At 39.5% G+C, this 20,657-nt stretch carries 11 protein-coding genes; 10 read left to right on the top strand and 1 reads right to left on the bottom strand.

From position 1 onward, the window contains the following. Positions 1–29: 29 nt before the first annotated feature. The gene (locus BQ7480_RS08545) at positions 30–434 is read left to right on the top strand and encodes a hypothetical protein (RefSeq protein WP_072542542.1); all 405 of its coding nucleotides are present in this window, start codon (positions 30–32) and stop codon (positions 432–434) included. A 61-nt stretch (positions 435–495) separates the two neighbouring features. Here the strand turns inward: BQ7480_RS08545 and BQ7480_RS08540 are convergent, their stop codons facing one another. Next, positions 496–1,311, bottom strand: coding sequence for a hypothetical protein (locus BQ7480_RS08540; protein WP_072542541.1), 816 nt, complete (start codon positions 1,309–1,311; stop codon positions 496–498). Between the two features lie 212 nt (positions 1,312–1,523). Between BQ7480_RS08540 and BQ7480_RS08535 the strand changes: the two genes are divergently transcribed. The 9 genes from BQ7480_RS08535 to istA (BQ7480_RS08500) all read left to right on the top strand — a co-directional run bounded on the left by BQ7480_RS08535 (position 1,524) and on the right by istA (BQ7480_RS08500) (position 20,657). Continuing rightward, complete coding sequence (locus BQ7480_RS08535) at positions 1,524–1,736, top strand: helix-turn-helix transcriptional regulator (protein WP_072542540.1); 213 nt, start codon at positions 1,524–1,526, stop codon at positions 1,734–1,736. Between the two features lie 17 nt (positions 1,737–1,753). Next, positions 1,754–6,940: a DEAD/DEAH box helicase gene (locus tag BQ7480_RS08530; protein ID WP_072542539.1), complete on the top strand. Its 5,187-nt coding sequence runs from the start codon at positions 1,754–1,756 to the stop codon at positions 6,938–6,940. A gap of 5 nt (positions 6,941–6,945) precedes the next feature. Beyond that, the gene (locus BQ7480_RS08525) at positions 6,946–9,825 is read left to right on the top strand and encodes a helicase-related protein (protein WP_072542538.1); all 2,880 of its coding nucleotides are present in this window, start codon (positions 6,946–6,948) and stop codon (positions 9,823–9,825) included. 15 nt (positions 9,826–9,840) lie between these two features. Beyond that, entirely contained in the window at positions 9,841–13,950 is a 4,110-nt protein-coding gene (locus tag BQ7480_RS08520) for an Eco57I restriction-modification methylase domain-containing protein (RefSeq protein ID WP_072542537.1), read from the top strand. A 12-nt stretch (positions 13,951–13,962) separates the two neighbouring features. Further along, the gene (locus BQ7480_RS08515) at positions 13,963–15,702 is read left to right on the top strand and encodes a P-loop NTPase fold protein (RefSeq protein WP_072542536.1); all 1,740 of its coding nucleotides are present in this window, start codon (positions 13,963–13,965) and stop codon (positions 15,700–15,702) included. A gap of 626 nt (positions 15,703–16,328) precedes the next feature. Continuing rightward, positions 16,329–16,454: a hypothetical protein gene (locus BQ7480_RS18300; RefSeq protein WP_262483147.1), complete on the top strand. Its 126-nt coding sequence runs from the start codon at positions 16,329–16,331 to the stop codon at positions 16,452–16,454. 311 nt (positions 16,455–16,765) lie between these two features. Continuing rightward, the gene (gene istA / locus BQ7480_RS08510) at positions 16,766–18,367 is read left to right on the top strand and encodes an IS21 family transposase (protein ID WP_072542535.1); all 1,602 of its coding nucleotides are present in this window, start codon (positions 16,766–16,768) and stop codon (positions 18,365–18,367) included. A gap of 12 nt (positions 18,368–18,379) precedes the next feature. Beyond that, positions 18,380–19,102: an IS21-like element helper ATPase IstB gene (istB, locus tag BQ7480_RS08505; protein ID WP_072532092.1), complete on the top strand. Its 723-nt coding sequence runs from the start codon at positions 18,380–18,382 to the stop codon at positions 19,100–19,102. Positions 19,103–19,127: 25 nt separating this feature from the next. Then, a complete protein-coding gene (gene istA / locus BQ7480_RS08500) occupies positions 19,128–20,657 on the top strand; it encodes an IS21 family transposase (protein WP_072542534.1) in 1,530 nt (509 codons plus the stop codon).

Here is a 20,657-nt window from a genome sequence, read left to right as displayed (position 1 = left end):
TTTTATTAACCATCAAAATTCAAATTATTATGAACTATTCCGATTTTATTTACGATTTCAATCTCTATTTGTGTGAGAGATTCGGTTATAGAAATTGCTGTTCCGTTATGCACAACGCCAACGGCATTTGTGTTTCCGTCCATGTAGGCGAAATGAATTTATACATCCGTTTTTGGGAATACAGTTGTGGTGTTGGCAGCATCCCCGACTGGAGCATTATCATTGTGCGCGGCAACTTCAAACGAAACCAGCAAGAAAACCTGAAAGACCTTGCCCGCTTCTTCAAGGAGTACGCCCCACGCTATGGTTACAAATACCTCTGCACCGAGGATGATGACTACAAGTATTATCAGACCCTTGGTCTGAAACTTATTCACCGAGGATTTTTCAGACAATATAATTATGGGTTGCCGTTGAAGGAGTTAGAGGTATAACTTTTTTCGTAACAGAGAGGAAAATCCTCTCTGTTGCTTTTTTTTACAAACTTTTTGTCTTTTATCCCTCTTTTTTCTGAATCGTACTGTTCTGATTATTGTTTAATAATTGAGAGATCATATTATTAAGAGAATTTGTAGCAGTTACACTTCGATAATTTTCTATATCCCAAAAGAAGCTACTATCCCAAAGACCACGATCTATGTCTGTTATTAAACGCTCAATAGAATCTTCCTTAGGCAAGCCTTGTTCATCAAAATATTCGTCTAAAGATATACGTTCTCTTAAAACCGCAATTCCTAACCTTTCTCCTAATGTATAACCTAGCCACCAATTAGTAGGATAAACTATAACAATAGGATTCTGAGAACGATCAAGTTTGCTTTTACCAAAAACTTCTCTTACCCATCTTTTGGCAATATAACGTAATGTTTTTAAACGAATGTTTTCACTAAAATAATTATCAGGTTCAATGTAAAATAACTGATCACAATGTCCTAATTGTATTTGGCTGATAATAGCTTCTATTTCGTCTTTATCTATTTCTCTTTTTTCAAATACAATATTTTGTATGTCAAACTTAGAATCTGGAGTCGCCAGAATAGGGATACCCAACTTATGTAATGCAACAATAAAAACTCTTTTCTCAGCAATACTTAATGCATTATTGAATTCAGAAGCTGCAACATCGTAAGTTTGTTTATTACGAGCATACTTTTGGAATATTTTTAAAGCTTTTATAGCAACTTGTCTAAGTTCTTTTATATGTTTTTCTTGTCTTTTTGCAGCAAATAACGCTCCGCCATAGGTACCAATTATGGCACCGATAGCTCCTGATATTAATGTTACAACTGTTGTTGTTATTATTTGTTCCATATAATTAATATTTATATTTCTATCAGCAATTGCCTATATCAAAACATTGTTACCTACAAAGATACAGATTTCTATTCCAAAAAGAAATTATGTTATCGAGAAATAACTTATAATATTGAACTAATTCGCAAATATTATTGCAAATAGTCCTATTGAAATGATGAAAAATAGATAGGCTTTCTTATCTTTGCATAGAACGAAAGAAAATCCTTATGGAAAAAGAAAAAGACATAAACCGCATCAAGGTTGTGCTTGTGGAGAAAAAGCGAACCAATAAATGGCTAGCTAAGCAATTGGAGAAAGATCCTGCTACTGTGTCCAAATGGTGCACAAACACTTCCCAACCAAGTCTTGAAACATTATTAAGAATATCTCAAATATTAGAAGTCGATATTCGAGAACTGTTAATAAGCTCAAAACAATAGAACGATTATATACAAATATGAATATATTAGATATATACAAAGAAATAAAACGAAGCTATAAAGAATATATCGGTAGTTTCGTTTCCATAAAAGACGAACGGATAAGAAAAGAGGTTAGTGAGGCCATTAAAAGTGAAAAATTGTGGCCGGATGCCTTAATTCAGTTTAATCCTAATTTTGCGTCTGGAATCGATGTCAGTCAAATGATCAACAATGGCTTCCCTATTCATAAAGATTTAGGATTATTTTTTAAGAATCCCTTCTATAAACACCAACAGGAGGCGATAGAATTAGGATGTCAAGATAAAGAATTTATTGTAACCTCAGGTACAGGTTCTGGCAAATCTCGTACATTTATGGCTACCATCTTCAATTATATACTACAACATCAAGAAGATTCTATCAATAAAACAATAGCCATTATTGTATATCCTATGAATGCGCTCATCAACTCTCAATCCGAAGAGTTGGCTAGATATCGTCAACAGTATGAAAATGCGACAGGAAAAGAATGCCCGTTTACATTTGCCAAATATACAGGACAAGAAGATTCACAAGTTAGAGAACACATACAAACTACGCCTCCCAACATCATATTAACCAACTATATGATGCTGGAACTTTTAATGACTCGCGCTGGCGATGAAAAACGGCTCAGAGATTGTTTCCTTGAGAATCTTCATTATTTGATATTTGACGAATTGCACACCTATCGTGGTATGCAAGGTAGTGATGTCTCATTTTTGATTAGGCGAATAAAGGCACAAGCTAAAAAGCCAGTGTTATGTTTTGGAACATCTGCCACAATGGTTGCAGATGATAAACTTAGCTATAAAGAACAGCGTCAAAAGGTTGCAGAAGTTGCTTCTTGCATTTTTGGCAGCTCCTATGATATTAATCAAGTTGTAGATGAAACTTTGAAGGTTGGCTTATCCAATACAAATTATTCTAAAGAGGATATACTATCAGCTATAAATTCTCCTATTCCGTCAGATTTAAATGCTGATATGCTCCGTAATCATCCTACAGCCAATTGGATTGAGCAGAACATTGCGCTGCGCTTTGACAAACAGGAACAAAAGTACTTCAGAGGAGCTCCTTGTTCTATTAGGAAAATAGCTGAACAATTACATAATTATATTGATAGAAAAGTCTCAATAGATATTTGTATTCAGCACATTATTGATATATTAAACTGGTGTAATGATATTAATATTAATCAAGGGGCTAATCTATTACCTTATAAAATCCACCAATTTATTCCTCAGACCGGAAATGTATATGCAACATTAGGAAATCCTGAAAACCGTTACATTACAGTTGATGAAAAATTATATTGTGAAGAGCTGTCTGATAATGAGCATAAAGTACAATACTATCCTATCATGTTCAGTCGTTTAAGCGGACATGAATTGTATTCTGTAAAAATTATAAACGACACTCTTCTACCCAGAAATTACGATGAGCGTAATGAATTAGATGAAGAAGAGCAAGAATTTACTATAAACAACGGTTATATTATCGTTCCCCATAAGAATGAATCTGTTGAAGATTTCTTATTAGATCCAAATTCAGATGATATTCCAGAGGACTGGTACACTATAGATAAAAATGGGAATCGAAAATTTAAGAAAACTTATTTAGATCGTTTCCCAAAAAAAGTTTATTTTACAATATATGGGGACCTTTCAGAAGTTCAAGATGTTAATAATGAGTGTATTGAAGGAATATATGTGCCAAGTCCACTGAAGTATGATCCAACGGCAAAAGCTATCTATTCAGGATCAAGTAAAGAATGGTCTAAGTTATCAAAAATTGGTAGTGAAGGTAGAAGTACAGCAACAACCGTACTTTCATATGAGAATGTCATAAAAATGAGAAATGCAAATGTAGAACCTGCAGACTGTAAAGTCATGACTTTTGTGGATGCTCGTCAGGATGCTGCCCTACAATCTGGCCATTTTAATGATTTTATACGTATAGGTAAAATACGCTCTGCCATTTGGAATGCTGTAAAAGAAGCAGATGAGCCTATTGGTAGTGATAGAATTGCTAGACTCGTATTTAAGCACCTTCATCTTTCTCATAACGATTATTTCCGATTCCCTAATTGGACTGGAGGGCGTGCAAAGAAAGTAGAAAATGTAATGGAAAGATATTTAGGAACTATCATCTACGATGATCTGGCTGGAAACTGGCAAGTAAACATGCCCAATCTTGAAGAATGTGCACTATTGAAGATTAATTATGAATATCTCCATGACGAAATTACAGGTGAAAATGGTTGCGACCGTCTCTATGATATACCTGAATTAGACGGATTATCTGATGAAAATAAGGAACGCTTCATCATCCAAATATTGGATTATATGCGTCACAAATTGTGCATATATTCTGATGATAGAACAGAAGAGGCTGCAAAAGACATAGAGAAACAAGTTAGAGAAAATCTAAAAAGTCCATGGACATTAGACGATAACGACAGAATTACTGCCTCACATGCATTATGCTTTGTAAAACCACAGAATAAGCGCAAGGCTTTTGGAAAAGAGGTCGCTGGCTATCGCTCTAAATTGGCATTTTTTGTTCGCGATTTCTTGAATATAAATGGAGGTACTGCAACAATCCGTAATTCAGAAGATTATGTTTCCTATATGCAATCTTTATTTGCTGCATTGGGTAATTACATTCAAGAAAATGACGGAGCTTACCAATTATTTTATTCAAGCATTTTATGGGAAAAAGGTGATGAAAAAAATGTGAGAACAGATCTTACAAGAATTAGGACTATTGGGGATGAAATTGTTTATACCCCTAATAACTATTTTCAGAACTTCTATAAAAATATTCCGCTTTCCAATATAAATTTGGAAGCGAAAGATCATACAGGTCAGGTTCCTAAAGATGAACGTGAAAAACGAGAACAGCAATTCCGTAATGGAGAGTTTCCTGTACTATACTGTTCACCTACCATGGAACTTGGTATTGACATTAAAGACCTATCTATAGTGGGTATGCGCAATGTTCCACCTACTCCAGCAAATTATACTCAACGTGCTGGTCGTGCAGGACGTAGCGGTCAAGCAGCTTTAATCTATACTTACTGCCGTACACGTAACTCACACGAAAATTATTATCTTCGTCATCCTGAAAAGATGGTGAGTGGTGAGGTAAAAGCACCACGTATGGAACTGGTTAACGAAGAATTATTCTCGACCCATTTGCATTCTACTATATTATCCATATGCCCCATTCCTCAATTATCTAACGGGATTGCAGATTTGGTTGATTATAGTAATGCAAATAACATCACGTTAAAACCCGAAGTTGTTCATCATCTCCAACTTTCAAAAGAACGAAAACAAGAGATTAAAGCCATTTTTAAGCAAGCTATATCAGACTATTATTTGTCTAGTAGAATCGACAAAGAAATGCCATATTGGTTCTCTGACAGTTGGATGGACCGGATTTTGGATAGTTATTTATATGATTTTGACAAAGCTCTCAACCGCTGGCGTAGCTTATATAAATTAGCTCAACAGCAGATTGAAGAAGCACAAACTGTTACCAGAAATAATATATATGGTGAAAATTCCAAGGAAAAGAAAGAGGCACTATTAAAGGAAAGACGAGGAATAGAGCTTCGCGATATGCTTCTCGGACAAAATCAAGGGAAAAATGCGGAAGAGAACGAATTCTACCCTTACAGATATTTTGCCAGCGAAGGATTCTTGCCAGGATATAATTTTACAAAATTACCTCAGAGAGCTTTACTGCAATATAAAAATAGCGATAAGGTAGAATATCTTAGCCGGGCAAAATCATTGGCATTAACAGAATTTGGTCCTCAAAATATCATCTACAATGATGGTGGCAAATTCCGTGTATCTCGCATGATGTTAACGGGAGAAGTAACGCCTAACAAATTTTTCTACAATCCCAAAACGGGAGTAATTTACAAAAATCAAGAGAATGCTTCACATCATACAGATATAATCACAGGAGAGAGTCTTGATGGTGTCTCTAAAATGATACCAGGCTATTGTATACAATTACAAGACATGGTAGCACAAGAAAGCGAAAAAATTACGTGTCAGGAAGAAGAACGAAGTCGAAAATTCTATCAATTAAAAACCTATTTCTCTTCAGATGATACTCGTGCAATAAGCATGTGCGAACTAAAGACTAATAATGGAACTCATTTAGCCAATATTCGTTACATCCCCTCATGTCGCTTGACTTATATTCTGGAATCAAAAAATGACGACAATGCAAATGGCTTTGCCTTTGATACAAAAACAGGTGATTGGATTAGTGCAGAACGTATGGCAATTCATATGCAAAAACAACAACAGCATCCGGAAGAGCCAAACAGTATCAAGTACGTCAAGTTATTTACAGAGACAACTGCAAATGCTATTTATATTCAGCCTCTTGATACGCTTGCTTTATCAGATAAAGGAGCTGTTCGTACATTCTTGTATGCATTTAAGCAAGCAATAGAAGATGTCTTTCAAATAGAAGGTAGTGAAATAGGAGCCGATGTAATGGGAGATGAAAAAGTCCCCAATCTTCTCATTTACGAAAATGCAGAAGGTTCATTAGGTGTACTGGAACGCTTAGTATTAGAGCCTGCATCTTATCACGCAGTAGTAAAACGAGCTTATGAAATCTGTTATGGAAGAACTACACCACTCTCAGAGGAAGAGCGTGCCAAATTAATTCCTGCAGATTATACTAATTTGCTTAATTACTACAATCAGCCATATCATCAACTTATTGATATTAGAAAAATATATAATACATTATCTATCATGATGAATGCTGATATAGAAGTGCGCAATGCTGGCCAACTTCAAAGCTACGATAAACAGTATGAGGAACTCGAAGCAACCCGTGACCATAATAGCAGCACAGAATACGAATTCTTAAAATATTTATATGAGCATAAGCTTCGTCTACCAGATAAAGCCCAGCCAATGTTTCCAGAAAAATATTATGTGCAACCAGACTTCATATATGGTGATAGAATCGTGGTATTTTGTGATGGTACACCCCATGATTTACCAGAAGTGCGGGAAGATGATAGAAAGAAAAGAGAAGTGCTTGAAGATGCCGGCTATGTAGTCATCGTTTGGTACTACAAAACGCCATTGGCAGAGTTCGTATCTGCACATTCAGACATATTTACTCCAATAAGTTAATTGAGATGGAATATAAAACAGGAACACTTGTTGAATTTCGCTCACGTCCATGGGTGGTTCAACAGTCATCAGATAAAGATATATTAATTATAAAACCTTTAGGTGGTACAGATGCCGAAGTTATCGGTCTGTATAAGCCATTATATAAAGACCAACTAAATTCAATGGTCTGCTCATATGATTTTCGCAAGCCCTCATCTGATGATGTGGGAGCGAATAGTTATCCTGAGGCAGCACGTATTCTTTATAATGCGTGCCGATTATCATTTCGTGACATAGCAGGACCATTCCATTGTTTAGGACGACTTTCTTTTGAACCTCGCCCCTACCAAATGGTTCCCCTCATATTGGCCCTGAAACACCAGGTTATACGTTTGCTGATTTCAGATGATGTAGGTATAGGTAAGACTTTGGAATCTTTATTAATTGCTAAAGAACTTTTGGATCGCAAAGAGATTCAACGTTTTGCTATTATATGTTTGCCACACCTATGCGAGCAATGGCAGAATGAAATTCGCGATAAATTTGGGCTGGAAGCCGAAATTATCCGCTCCAGCACAATAAGCCGTTTGGAAAAGAATATGCGTGCCAATCAAAATGTGTTCCGCGATATACCCTTCCAAATCATTTCTATAGACTATATTAAGTCTTCAGACCGAAAGCCAATGTTTCTACAACATTGTCCGGAATTTATCATAGTGGACGAAGCACATACTTGCGCTAAGCCCAAAGGTGCCAACAAGAGTCAGCAGCTACGCCATGCTTTACTTTCTGATTTGTCTAAATCAGAAAGGCATATAGTACTTCTTACTGCAACTCCTCATAGTGGAAATAATGAGGAATTTCAATCACTTATCGGGCTCTTAAAACCTGAGTTTGAACATTTCACATTGGAAGATGCTCGCCAACGTGAAGAACTGTCACATTATTTTATCCAACGCCGTCGTGCAGATGTTAAACCTTATGTAGGAAATGATATGATATTTCCTACTCGCGTTCAATTTGATGCCAAATATGAATTAAGTGCTCAGTACCATGCTCTCCTTATGAACATTATAGACTATGTACGTGAAGGTGTCAAAGCTGCACGTTCTTTAGGTAAAATAAAACAACGCTATATTTACTGGGATCTATTGGCCCTTATCAGAGGTGTGATGTCAAGTCCAGATGCAGGTATTAGCATGCTACAGAACAAAATAAACAAACGCTCTAATGATTCTGAAAATGTAGCAGAAGATAACGACAAGATTTATAAATTTAATGATGCATTAAAAGATGGGCTTTTCAATGATGATGTAATTCCTGAATCATACGAGGAATCATCAAATAGTGAGAAGAACAAGTTCCGTTCATTCATTTCAATCCTTCGAGAAATCAAAGAAAAGGGACAAGATAGCAAAGTTACAGAATTGGCAAAGAATGTTGAATTTGCTTTAAATTCTGGATATGCTCCAATAGTCTTTTGTCAATATATACAGACAGCAGAATATTGTAAAGACTATATAGCCAAACATTTATCTGGCAATAAAAAATACAAAGATGTATCGGTTGAAGTGATAACCAGTCGACTTACGGATGAAGACCGTAAAATGAAGATTGAAGAATTAGCTAAAGCACCTCGCCATGTATTAGTATGTACTGATTGTCTTTCAGAAGGAGTAAATCTTCAAACGGGTTTTAATTGTGTTATTCATTATGATTTACCATGGAACCCTAATCGTATGGAACAGCGTAACGGTCGTATAGATCGCTTTGGACAGACTGAAAAGGAAGTTGCGATTTTTACGCTCTTTGATGAAGACACGAATCCTGTCGACAAAATCATCATGAAAGTACTTTATCGTAAGCAAAATCAGATTCGAAAATCATTAGGTATTTACATCCCAATTGCCGATAATGATTCTACGCTTATGGAGAGTATTATGGAAGAGATTATTGTACTCGACACGAAAAAGGAATTTATTAAACAGCCGACTCTTTTTGATATGGAGTGGGCTTCAGAAACGGTTGAAGAACATGATAAACGTATTCAACGAGCTGTAGAAATTGAAAAGAAGTCACATACCTACTTTGCCCATAATACGAAAGCAATGGATCCGACCCGGTTGATTGAAAGTCTGAATGAAGCCAAAAAGGTTATAGGTGATATTTACGATACAAGGGATTTCGTTATCGGAGAATTACGACATGCCGGTATCAATGTGAAAGTGGATAGTATTCCACTGTGCTATTCCTTCCAATTTATCGAACTGCCAGAAAATTTGAAATCCTACTTTCAACGGACGGTAGATAAAAAAGGAACAGTGCGGATTTCATTTGCTTCGCCTACTCCTAAAAACTACATGTATATTGGACGTAATCACACTTTCGTAGAAGATCTTTCAAGGAGTGTTGTCAATGATACAATCAACGGCGGAAACTTGGGAGCTTGCCGTGCAATGGTTATAGAGACAGACAAGGTTGATATGGTTACTACCGTACTCCTTATGCGAGTCCGATCTGTAATTAGCGAGACAAAACACAACGATAATCAATTGGTTGGTGAGGAAATGATATTCTTTGGGTATAAGGGGAAAGTAGACAATCATGATTTCATTTCAGAGGCTGAATGCCAAAATCTATTTTTGGATTCACAGCCAACCGGTAATATTGACTTAGCTGCTCAACGCAATATCTTCAACCGCCGTTTGGAATGGATTAACAATGAAGCGACACTACGCCTACACACCGACGACATTGCCACAGAACGGGCAAATAACCTGGTACGTTCGTTTGCACGATACCGTACGTATCTTTCAGAAGCAGAGTATCAGGTAGTAAAGCCAATTCTTCCCATGGATGTTATAGCTGCGTTTGTTTATACACCCAAAGTATCACATTTATAAAGTAAACTATTGGATATGGATTATACTTCTATACATATATATGGCCATCTTCTCTCAGATGATATTTTACATGAAATAGAGACTGAATCTTCCATGCAAGGTAACCGTGAACAAGATTTTAATCTTGATGTTTCGCTCACGGCCAAAATTGATAATGCATGGAGCAGTCTGCGTAACGATTGGAAACTATTTTCTGAACGTAACTCTCTTCGCGACCCATACGGAACGAAAGCTGTACGTCGTCTCATGGAACGGTTCTTTTCGAGTCTTGATTATCAGTTAGATTATCAACCTACACAAATTGAAGTAGGCGAACGTAAGTTCGACATACCTTATATTTGTCCCGAATTGGACCAAATGCCAATTATTATAGTCGGTGATAAAACTGGTGATGCAGAATTAGATCTTCTCGATAAATGTACACTCGACCAGCGAATCAAAGGTGAACGCCGCCAAAAGTCACCTCAAGCTACTATGCTTGACTATCTAAATAATACCGAACATGTATATGGCATTGTAACTAATGGTCAAGTATTACGCCTTATTCGTAACACCGGACAATTAGTCAAACTTACATACATTGAGTTCGACATACGTCGTATGGTCGAAGAAGATCATTATGCTGAATTCTGCTTGTTGTTCCGACTGATGCATTCTTCCCGTTTCACACACAGCGGGGACGATGCCTGTATCATGGAACAATGGTTCAATCGCTCTATTGAAAGCGGTAACCGCATTCGTGCAGGGTTAAGTGATGCCGTTCAAAAAGCAATGGAAATACTGGGACGCTCAGTGGTATGTGGAAAAGGTGCAGGTAATGAAGTATTCAGACAGGCTGTCATCAATGGTGAAGCAAACGCACAGACTTTGAATAAAGAACTGATTCATTTTATTTACCGATTATTATTTCTCTTTATTATTGAAGACCGCAATCTGGTATACAATATCGGTGCTCCGGATACAGATAATGATTATGATCAAAAAGTTCGTTGCCAGGACATTTACAAAAAATATTATGCAGTGTCTCGCTTACGTGGCTTGTCAGAGTTACCCTATTTGCGCAATGAACGCTACTGTGACTTATGGGAAGGGCTAATGGATTCTTTCCGACTTTTTGAAGATGAAACATTTGGAGCTCCACTCTTTATCAAGCCTCTTGGAGGCGTATTATTCGCTTCTGAGACATTGCATTATTTACGTCAATGCCAGATTACTAATGAACAGCTTCTGGCTGCTTTCTCTTGTCTAAATGAGTTTAGGGACGAGAAACAAAATCGGGTAAAGATTAATTATTCATCTCTTGATGTAGAAGAGTTTGGGTCAGTATATGAGGGTATTCTTGAAATGCGTGCTATCATTATGCAGGGAACATCCGTCTCAGAGTGGAATTTTACTTTTGGCGCAGGCCTTGATCGGAAATCATCTAGTTCCTACTATACCCGTCCAGACCTCGTGCAAAGTCTTATTCGTACAACCTTGGAGCCGGTAATTAAAGAGCGTATTGCCAAATGTCAGACCACTGAAGAAAAAATTCGTTCACTACTCTCCATGAAAGTATGTGACGCCGCCAGTGGTTCAGGTCATATTATTTTGGCTATGGCTCGAACTTTAGCCTGGTATATATGTACATTACGTACTGGTGAAGACAATCCAGCTTCGCTCGACTATCGTGAAGCGCTTCGTGAAGTAATTCAGAAGTGCATCTATGCAGTAGACTATAATCCCGATGCTGTAGAACTTTGTAAAGTCGTGCTTTGGATTGAAGGTTATTGTGCTGGGAAACCACTATCTTTCCTTGACCATCATATTCGTTGCGGTAACTCTGTGGTTGGAGTGACCAACCTTGATGTACTCCTTAATGGAGTTCCCAAAGAAGCGTTCACTGCTGATAATAAAGAAACCAAGAAAAGAATTATTGAGCTCAACAAACAGGCCCTTAAAGATGTCGACTTAGTTCGTAGTGGGAGAAATATAGGCTTATCTGTAACCTTGTTTAGTCAGGATATTGCCATTCAAAGCATTGATAGTGAACAGATCGGACTGGCCGGTAAGGTTAAAGAAATTAATGATTTACCTGAAGACTCACTCTTACAAGAGCTTACCAAGCAATCAAAATGGGAGGAATTAATGCAATCTCCTCGTGTAGAATGTCTACGACGAGCTTGTGATATATATGTTTATAGTTTCTACAAACAATTCCATGCAACAGATTTGGCTTCAGAATTTGATGATGAAACCGAGACATTTACCCCATTCAATATTCCCTATACCCGTACAGTCTATAATGCTTTACAGGAGATAAAGTATCTTGATTATTCAACTGAGGAGATGGAAGGTTTACAGGTTCTTCCTGATTCATTCAAACAAGAAGTGAACGAAGTGGCACAGGCCAATCGTTTCTTCCACTGGTGTGTCGAGTTTCCAGAGGTCTTTGCTGATGGAGGCGGATTTGATGTGATGTGTGGCAATCCACCTTGGGACAAACTTCAAATGGAAGATGAAAAATGGTTCGTTGACAAAGATGATTCCATTGTCCACGCTGCAAACCAAGCTGCTCGAGATAAAAGAATTGCTCAACTTAAAGAAAATAATCCAGCCTTATATAATGAATATAAGACTGCTCGTGAGACTGTATCGAGTCAATCTAATTATGTAAAAAACTCTGGGCGTTTTCCCCTCACAGCTATAGGAAAAATTGATTTATATCCGCTCTTTGCTGAGCATTGCTTAAATTGTTCAAAAGAAGCCTGGGGATTAGTACTACCTACCGGTATTGCGGTAAATGATAGTAGCAAAACATTTTTCTCCAAACTTATTGAAGAAAACAGGTTAATATCTCTTTATGATTTTGAGAATAAAGAAGGCTTATTTGACATTCACCGGATGTTTAAATTCTGTCTCCTCTCCGTCGGTCAAAAACATGATACTCCTCGTGAAGTTTCGGGCGGGTTTTACCTAACCCGTATGGATCATCTTCTCGATCCTGCAAGAATCTATAAACTTAAAACAACAGATTTTGAACTTTTAAATCCAAACACCAAAACATGCCCGATATTTCGAACTAGTCGCGATGCAATGCTTACTACTAAGATTTATCGCCGTTGTAAAGTGATAATAAACGATACAACGAGTGAGAATCCTTGGGATATCAAGTTTGGCAGTATGTTTAATATGTCCACGGCTTCTTATCTTTTCCGTACCTACTCTCAACTTATCAATGAAGGAGCAGAACTAAATGGGAATAAATTTCTTTTAAATAATCAGATTTATGTTCCACTATATGAAGGGAAAATGATTTGGCATTATAATCATCACTATGCTGATTGGCCCACCAAAGAAGAACGCCCTAATACAGTACCGACACCAACTTTAGAGCAATTAGCAAATCCTTATGACACTCCTATGCCTTGGTATTGGGTACCACAAGAGGAAGTCTATAATCGACTTGTAAAGATAGATGCTAAAGATAATATTATTTGGGAATGGAAACATAAATGGCTTATTGGATTTCGAGATATAGCAAGAGCTGTTGATGAAAGGACGTTTATAGTGTCGCCTATTCCCGACGCCTTCGGCGTCGGGAATAGTGCCACGCTCCTCTTCGTGGAGCGTGGCACTATGCCCGGAGCACTGCTTTTGGGAATGATGTCCTCATTAGTATTTGATTATACAACAAGACAAAAAATTGGAGGAAGTCATGCCAGTATCAGTTTTGTGAAACAATTCCCTGTCCTTACTCCAGAACAGGTTTCCTCATCGGGTTACGAACAGGGAATTGTGGAGCGTGTAGCACGCCTTTGCTGGTTCAATCATGACTTGGATGGTTGGATGGAAGAGTTGCGAGAAGAGTGCCCAGAAGAGTATGACCTACCTGAAGAACCAGTCATATGGAATGAAGAGCAACGAACTGTGTGGCAAGCCGAACTGGATGCCATCTTTGCTCATTTATATGGTCTTACCACTGAGGACCTTCGCTATATTCTTGATCCTGAAGATGTGTGTAGCAAAGGCTGTATCAACGAAACATTCCGCGTGCTCAAAGAGCGAGAACTCCGAGAACTGGGCGAGTACCGTACCAAACGCTTGGTTATGGAGGCATGGAATAAATTTGGATTTAACGATTAAGAAAATAGAATTATGACCATCAAAGAATTAAAACAGAATATTTTGTTATCCTTATATCATAGGTATAAGGATGACAAATCTACGACTATTGATCTCAAGGAATTATGCGCTCAAGATAAATTGATTTTTGATTCTCCAAAGCAAGTTTTAGATGCCGCAAAAGGATTGAAAGATGCAGGTTATATCAGTTTGGTATTATATATCGGAGATAATGGAACGATTACAGGAATAACCCCAGCAGGAATAGAATACGTGGAAGAAAACCTTCTTAGCGAAGAAGAATTAGTGTCAGATGGACTTTCAGATACATCGAAAATGATACAATCTGGGGTTGGTGTTAATATAGATGTTCCAGGCGATGAAAGTGAAGCAAAAAATAAACAATCACAAAAGGAATCAAGGAAGCCTGTTAAATATTTCACAGTCAAAGAGAAATACAAGAAGATTGTAGATACGGACGCGACTCCTTGTTTTGGTATAGACTCTGTTGCGGAGTGTTTTGCTAAGCAGTTGGATAAAATTGCAACCTCCCAAGCTGACTCTACGAGAATGTTAGGTATATTTGGTCCATGGGGGCGTGGCAAAACCTATTTCTTTAACCGTCTCAAAATGAATCTTATAGATAAACAAAAACATGAGCTAGAATATACAATAGTAGAGTTTAATGCTTGGAAATATCAAGATACCCCTGCTTTATGGGCATATCTGTATGAAACTATTTATAAATCGGCTTCTCGTGCTGCAAAATCTCTAAATTACTTGTTTCAAACGCTTCTTACTAGAGATGTCGCAATTTATTTTCTTATTTTAATTATAGGTTGGATTATAGGTTGGATTGTTTCGATACATTCCAATAACGTAATCAAGGACTTTTTAATTTCTGCAAAAATTCCGGCATGTGCCATTTATGTGTTTACGGGTATTGCACATCTGTTAATTAAAAAGCCTGCATCTGTACGACACATCATAAAAAAATATACAAGCAGGAAATCTTATAAGAATTACTTGGGCATTCAAAATGAGATAGAGGGAAATTTGCAGAAACTATTACAAACAATGGTTTTGTGTCATAATAAATCTCGGATAATTCTTTACGTTGATGATATAGATAGATGTCCATCACATAAAATGATTAGTCTTATTGAATCTTTAAGAACTGTTCTTGAAAACCGCATAATTCAAGAAAGACTTATCGTGATATGTAGTATTGACGAGAAGAAACTTCTTCATTCCTATGTGCAAGAACTCACGGCTAATGGTTTTAATTCTGAAGAGGCTGCCTTATTATCACGGGAACAATTAGATAAATTATTTCTTTTTGGTATTAAATTACCCCGACTTGATTCTAAACAATTAGAAGAGTATATAGAAATGCTGATTAAAGATTCTAATTCAGAAAATTATAAATCCAATATGCAACAAATAGAAGAACCTCCATTTAGTACGTCCCGTTATGAAGGAGCAGTCGTTGCTACTACTGCTTCAGAAGATATACCAGAATTGGATGATGAAAAGATTAAAAATTTGTTTCATGATTTTTTAATCAATCATAATTCGATTGATATCACTCCACGAAAATTGCGTATTATGTATTATCAAGTACTGTTCGCTTTAAGTATTTCAGCAAAAGGAAAAGGTTCTTTTACCGACCAATTAGTAGAAGCTATGCTAAACAAATCTATAGGATTGGAATATAAAGAGGATATAAGTCGCGCAATGTCTGATATAATAGAAATGTCTGTTCCTTATTGATTATTATGCAATAGCTTAGTATCCCATAGTCGTATAACCACCATATAATAAGCTATTATTATGGATGCAAATCATTGTATGATAGTTGATCTAGAGAAACGCGGTGACAAGCAAATGTTTGTCACCGAACGTGTTTCTTCTATTTACCAAAACAAGAATGGACTTTGGGCTGTTCGTTTTTCGTCATCACCACGTGTATTCAATTACAATCCATCCCGTTTACTTTATCTGACTGCCGAAAACGGAGCATCCCCACCCACTCTGAACGGCTTAATCCATCCAGTTTTACCGCTAAATTGGCCTTGAAAAGTGCCTGAAAAACGGAGTATATCCGTTCATTTCAGCTAAAAACGCCACAAAACGCCATAAAAAACGGAGCATATCCGTTCAGTGGTTTGGATATTACGATAGAATCTCCGTTTTCTCTACAGAAATCGGAGTATATCCGTTCACTAATGAGAATGTAATAATACTATAATCAGTTGTCTACATACGGAAAACGGAGTATATCCGTTCACCTTCTCACAGAAACGACAATGCCTGCATAAAAAACGGAGCATGTCCGTTCACTTGCTACTCTTTTCCCGTATCTTGTATGCAGAAAACAATCTTCATACGATACGACTATGGCAGGAAAAAGTAAGAATATGAGCCAGATCAAACAACTTCTTCTACTAAAGAAGAGCGGAATCTCCAACCGCTACATATTCTGGAGCATACCCGTTCACTTTCCGGCAGCTTATAAAGCATAAAAATAGCCTTTAAAAGCACAATCTTATATCCGTTCATCCCCTAAAAGGATGAAAAAATGGATAACCAGACATTAAAATCTCAATTTTTCCGGAGCATATCCGTTCACCTCCGAGAATTGCACGTTGTAGCACCTTTTTTCCGGAGCATACCCGTTCACTTTAGACGTATGCTTTCAGATTTTCCGGAGTATATCCGTTCAGCCGTGCATGGAATTGTGAGCGTATATCTTCGTTTCCGGAGCATATCCGTTCATTCTTTCCCCGGTTTCAGTTTCCTTTGTGCTGGTAAGCTAACAAGAAACAGCACAGTCATGGCAGGAACAACAAAGGATATGAGTCTGATAAAACAAGTACTCCAGCTCAAGCAGGCCGGAGAATCCAACCGCGGTGTAAGCCGCAAGTTACCGATAGACAAGGAAACCGTCAACGGTTATGTGAATACAGTAAAAGCCAACGGATGGAACATCAGCGACCTCCTTGAGATTGACGATCCCGAGTTGGAACGGATGTTCCATGCCGGTTCTCCGGCATATACGGACAGGAGAATGGAAGAGTTCCTGATCCTGCTACCCAGATACAGGGAACTGCTGACGGATTCCAAATCCCATGTAAGCCGTCAGGTCCTGTTCGATGAATACCGTGCGACTCATCCCGACGGTTACGGAAAATCACAGTTCTATTACCATCTGAAGCAGAATCTCGTTGCGAAGAAGGATGTTACAGCCGTACTTACCAACACCTACAGACCGGGAGAGAAACTCATGGTCGACTTTGCCGGTGACAAGCTCAGCTATGTGGATGCCGAAACCGGAGAAGTCATAAAGGTGGAGGTGTTTGTCGCCTGCATGCCTTACAGCGACTATACCTATGTGATATGTGTACCTTCGCAGAAGACGGAAGACTTCCTGTATGCCATAAGGATGTGCCTGGAACATCTGGGCGGTGTACCTCCCATACTGACTCCCGACAATCTCAAATCGGCTGTAATCAGCAATGACCGGCATGAGCCGAAGCTGAACAAGGCTCTTGAGGACATGGGCAACTACTACCATTTTGTAGTGCTGCCATGTGACCCGGCATCACCGACACAGAAGGCTCTGGTAGAGGACTCCGTAAGGATTACATATAACCGTATTTATGCCAGGTTGCGTAACCGCACCTTCCATTCACTCATAGAGTTGAACCGTGCCGTATGGGAGCTGATGGAAAGGCACAACCAGACCCGCATGCAGAAGCGTCCCTACAGCCGTGAGGAACGTTTTCATGCCATGGAGAAGGAGCTGCTCAAACCCTTGAAGCCGGAACCCTATGAGATGCGCCTGTATGCCGATCTGAAAGTACAGGCAAACTGCCATGTGGAGCTGAGACAGGACAAAGTGACCCATTTTTACTCCGTCCCTTATATCCATGTAGGAAAACAGGCAAGAGTAGTCTTTACCCGTTCATGGGTCAAGGTCTATGTGGAGCAGAAACTGGTAGCCTCGCATATCCGCAGCCATACATACGGCTATACCACAGTCAGGGAACATCTCGCATCCAGTTGCAGGGTAATCATGGAGCGTTCGGCAGCCTATTATGTGGAAAAGGCGAAGGACATATCGCCGGACTGCCATGAATACGTAAAGAGCATCTTTGACCCCAAACGTACCGCACAGCCTGAAGAGGTGTATTACAAGCTGTGCAACTCCATAGTCAGCCTCAGAAGGAAGTATGACCTTGCCACGTTTGACCTTACCTGCCGCCAGTGCATGAAGTACGGTATTTATTCCTACAGCAAGTTTGAAGCCATACTCAAACGTAACGGTGTGAATGCATCTGCCGACGAGACGGTAATCTTCCATGCGCCTACATCGTCAAACCACGGAAACATGCGTGGAAAAGACTATTTTACAGGAAATGACATGAACCAATAACAATAAATGATTATGAGCAACGAAACAGAAAGAACACTGCACGAGCTGAAGCTTCCGGGAATGGCAAGCTGCTGGAGCTCCCTGGAAGAAACACATCAGTTGGACAAGCTTACCCTGCGTGAAGGCATGCAGATCATGCTCCAGTACGAACGTGACACGAGAGGGAACAACCGCATCCAGCGTCTTATAAAGAATGCCGGCTTCCGTCTGAGAGCCTCGATGGAAGAACTTGAAACGGACACGGCAAGGGGAATACAGGCCTGCTCTGCAGCCGACCTTGCAACCGGAAATTACATCACTGGCGGAATGACGGTCATCATTACCGGACCGGCAGGAACCGGAAAGTCCTACTTCGCCTGCGCCTTGGGTGACAGGGCATGCAGGAACGGCCGGAAAGTACTGTACTTCACGATGAACATGCTCATCGAGAACCTGAAGCTTGTACACCTGGAAGGACGGGAGACAAACTTCTTCCGGAAGCTGAACGCACATGACCTGCTGATTATCGATGACTTTGGGATGGTCAAGTTGGACGGCCAGATACAGCATGACTTTGAACAGATCATAGATGACCGGTACAACCGGAAAGCACTCATCCTGGCCAGTCAGCTTCCCGTTGCAGACTGGTATGATGTGTTCCAAAGCGAGCTCATTGCGGAAGCCTGTCTGGACAGAATCGTGCATAAGGCAATAAAATTTGACCTCAAAGGAGAGAGCCTAAGAAAGAAGTATTAACTTTGCCAACAACACTGAATACTAACTGGGGACTGAACGGGTATCCGCCGGAATATGCACCAACCGCAAGGCTGCTGATATAATCGGCATGAACAAGGAGACAGTGAACAACTACATGAATAAGGTCAACGCTGACAGTCTGAGCCTTGATGAACTTATCAGGTTGGATGATCCCATTCTTGAGCACCGTCTCAAGGGCGGCAATCCTGCATATAGCGACAAGCGTTTTGAAACATTCAAAGCCCTTCTTCCATATCTTCAGGAGGAGATGAAGCGCAAGCATGTCACGCTGAAGCTGCTTTGGGAAGAATACCGTAATGAGCATCCGGATGACCACTACAGCCTGACACAGTTCCGTTTTCATTACAATCAGAACACAGAGGCCAGGAAGGAGTCGCCATCCACCATACTTGCCGACATGCGTACGGGCGGCGAAAAGCTTTTCCTCGATTTTGCCGGTGATACTATGGGATACGTTGACATGGAAACCGGTGAGGTCGTCCAGTGTCAGGCTTTTGTAGCCACTCTGCCTGCAAGCGACTACGGTTATATCCTCTTCGTACGTTCACAGCGTACAGAAGACTTTGTATATGCCATAACGCAGTGCCTGAAACATCTTGGCGGCGTACCAAAGATGCTTGTCCCTGACAACCTTAAAGCTGCTGTTGTCAAGACCGACAGATATGAGCCTTCACTTAACCGTGTAATGGAGGATATGGCCAATCATTACGGTACGGTCATCATACCGGCACGTCCCGTACACCCTAAAGATAAAAGCAACGTGGAAGGGACCGTGAGGCTTGTCTATATGCGTGTGTTTGCCGAACTCCGCAATGAAACCTTCCATTCACTGGAAGAGCTTAACCGGGCAGCCTCACTCAAAATGAAAGCGCACAACCAGAAACGCATGCAAAAGCATCCTTACACGCGTGAGGAACGGTTCCTTGCCGTAGACAAGCCAAATCTTATGCCACTGCCTGACAGAGATTTTGAGATTGTGTCATATACCGATTTGAAGGTGTCAACCAACTGCTGTATCTATCTTGGACGTGACCAGCACTATTATACAGTACCGTATCAGTATATATCCAAAACCGCACATGTCGCATATACACGCACACTGGTAAAAGTATATGTGGACGGTGAGCTTGTAGCCACTCACCTACGTGATTACAACAGGGGAAAGTATACTATCGTAAAGGAGCATCTTGCAAGCAATTCCCGGGAATACAGAGGGATGAGTGCAAAATCATACATAGAGCGTGCCGAGCGTGCATCCGGCATACTGGGAGATGTAATCCGCCGCATATTTTATTCTTCCACAATGCCTCCGGAGACTCATTACAAGACCTGCGACGGGCTTCTAAACCTGCAAAGGAGCAGTGATCCGGTCGTTTTCCAAAAAGCCTGCGAGGCAGCCCTGAATGTAGACAGATGCAACTATCGCTTTATCCGTTTACTGGTAGAGAGCAAGTGTGCCGGTGTGGGGCAACCTTCATCTTCCTTTGCTCCTCCGCAGCACTGTAATATCCGTGGAAAAGCACAGTTCAAATGA

Source organism: Bacteroides mediterraneensis (assembly GCF_900128455.1).
Lineage (GTDB): Bacteria > Bacteroidota > Bacteroidia > Bacteroidales > Bacteroidaceae > Phocaeicola > Phocaeicola mediterraneensis.
The sequence above is the reverse complement of the archived record's forward strand: the minus strand, read 5'-3'. Positions and strand labels throughout refer to the sequence as shown.

Bases quoted from the DNA above. Each gene is read 5' to 3' on its own strand.
- BQ7480_RS08545 (WP_072542542.1), top strand. From the start codon at position 30: ATGAACTATTCCGATTTTATTTACGATTTCAATCTCTATTTGTGTGAG.
- BQ7480_RS08540 (WP_072542541.1), bottom strand. From the start codon at position 1,311: ATGGAACAAATAATAACAACAACAGTTGTAACATTAATATCAGGAGCT.
- BQ7480_RS08535 (WP_072542540.1), top strand. From the start codon at position 1,524: ATGGAAAAAGAAAAAGACATAAACCGCATCAAGGTTGTGCTTGTGGAG.
- BQ7480_RS08530 (WP_072542539.1), top strand. From the start codon at position 1,754: ATGAATATATTAGATATATACAAAGAAATAAAACGAAGCTATAAAGAA.
- BQ7480_RS08525 (WP_072542538.1), top strand. From the start codon at position 6,946: ATGGAATATAAAACAGGAACACTTGTTGAATTTCGCTCACGTCCATGG.
- BQ7480_RS08520 (WP_072542537.1), top strand. From the start codon at position 9,841: ATGGATTATACTTCTATACATATATATGGCCATCTTCTCTCAGATGAT.
- BQ7480_RS08515 (WP_072542536.1), top strand. From the start codon at position 13,963: ATGACCATCAAAGAATTAAAACAGAATATTTTGTTATCCTTATATCAT.
- BQ7480_RS18300 (WP_262483147.1), top strand. From the start codon at position 16,329: ATGGCAGGAAAAAGTAAGAATATGAGCCAGATCAAACAACTTCTTCTA.
- istA (WP_072542535.1), top strand. From the start codon at position 16,766: ATGGCAGGAACAACAAAGGATATGAGTCTGATAAAACAAGTACTCCAG.
- istB (WP_072532092.1), top strand. From the start codon at position 18,380: ATGAGCAACGAAACAGAAAGAACACTGCACGAGCTGAAGCTTCCGGGA.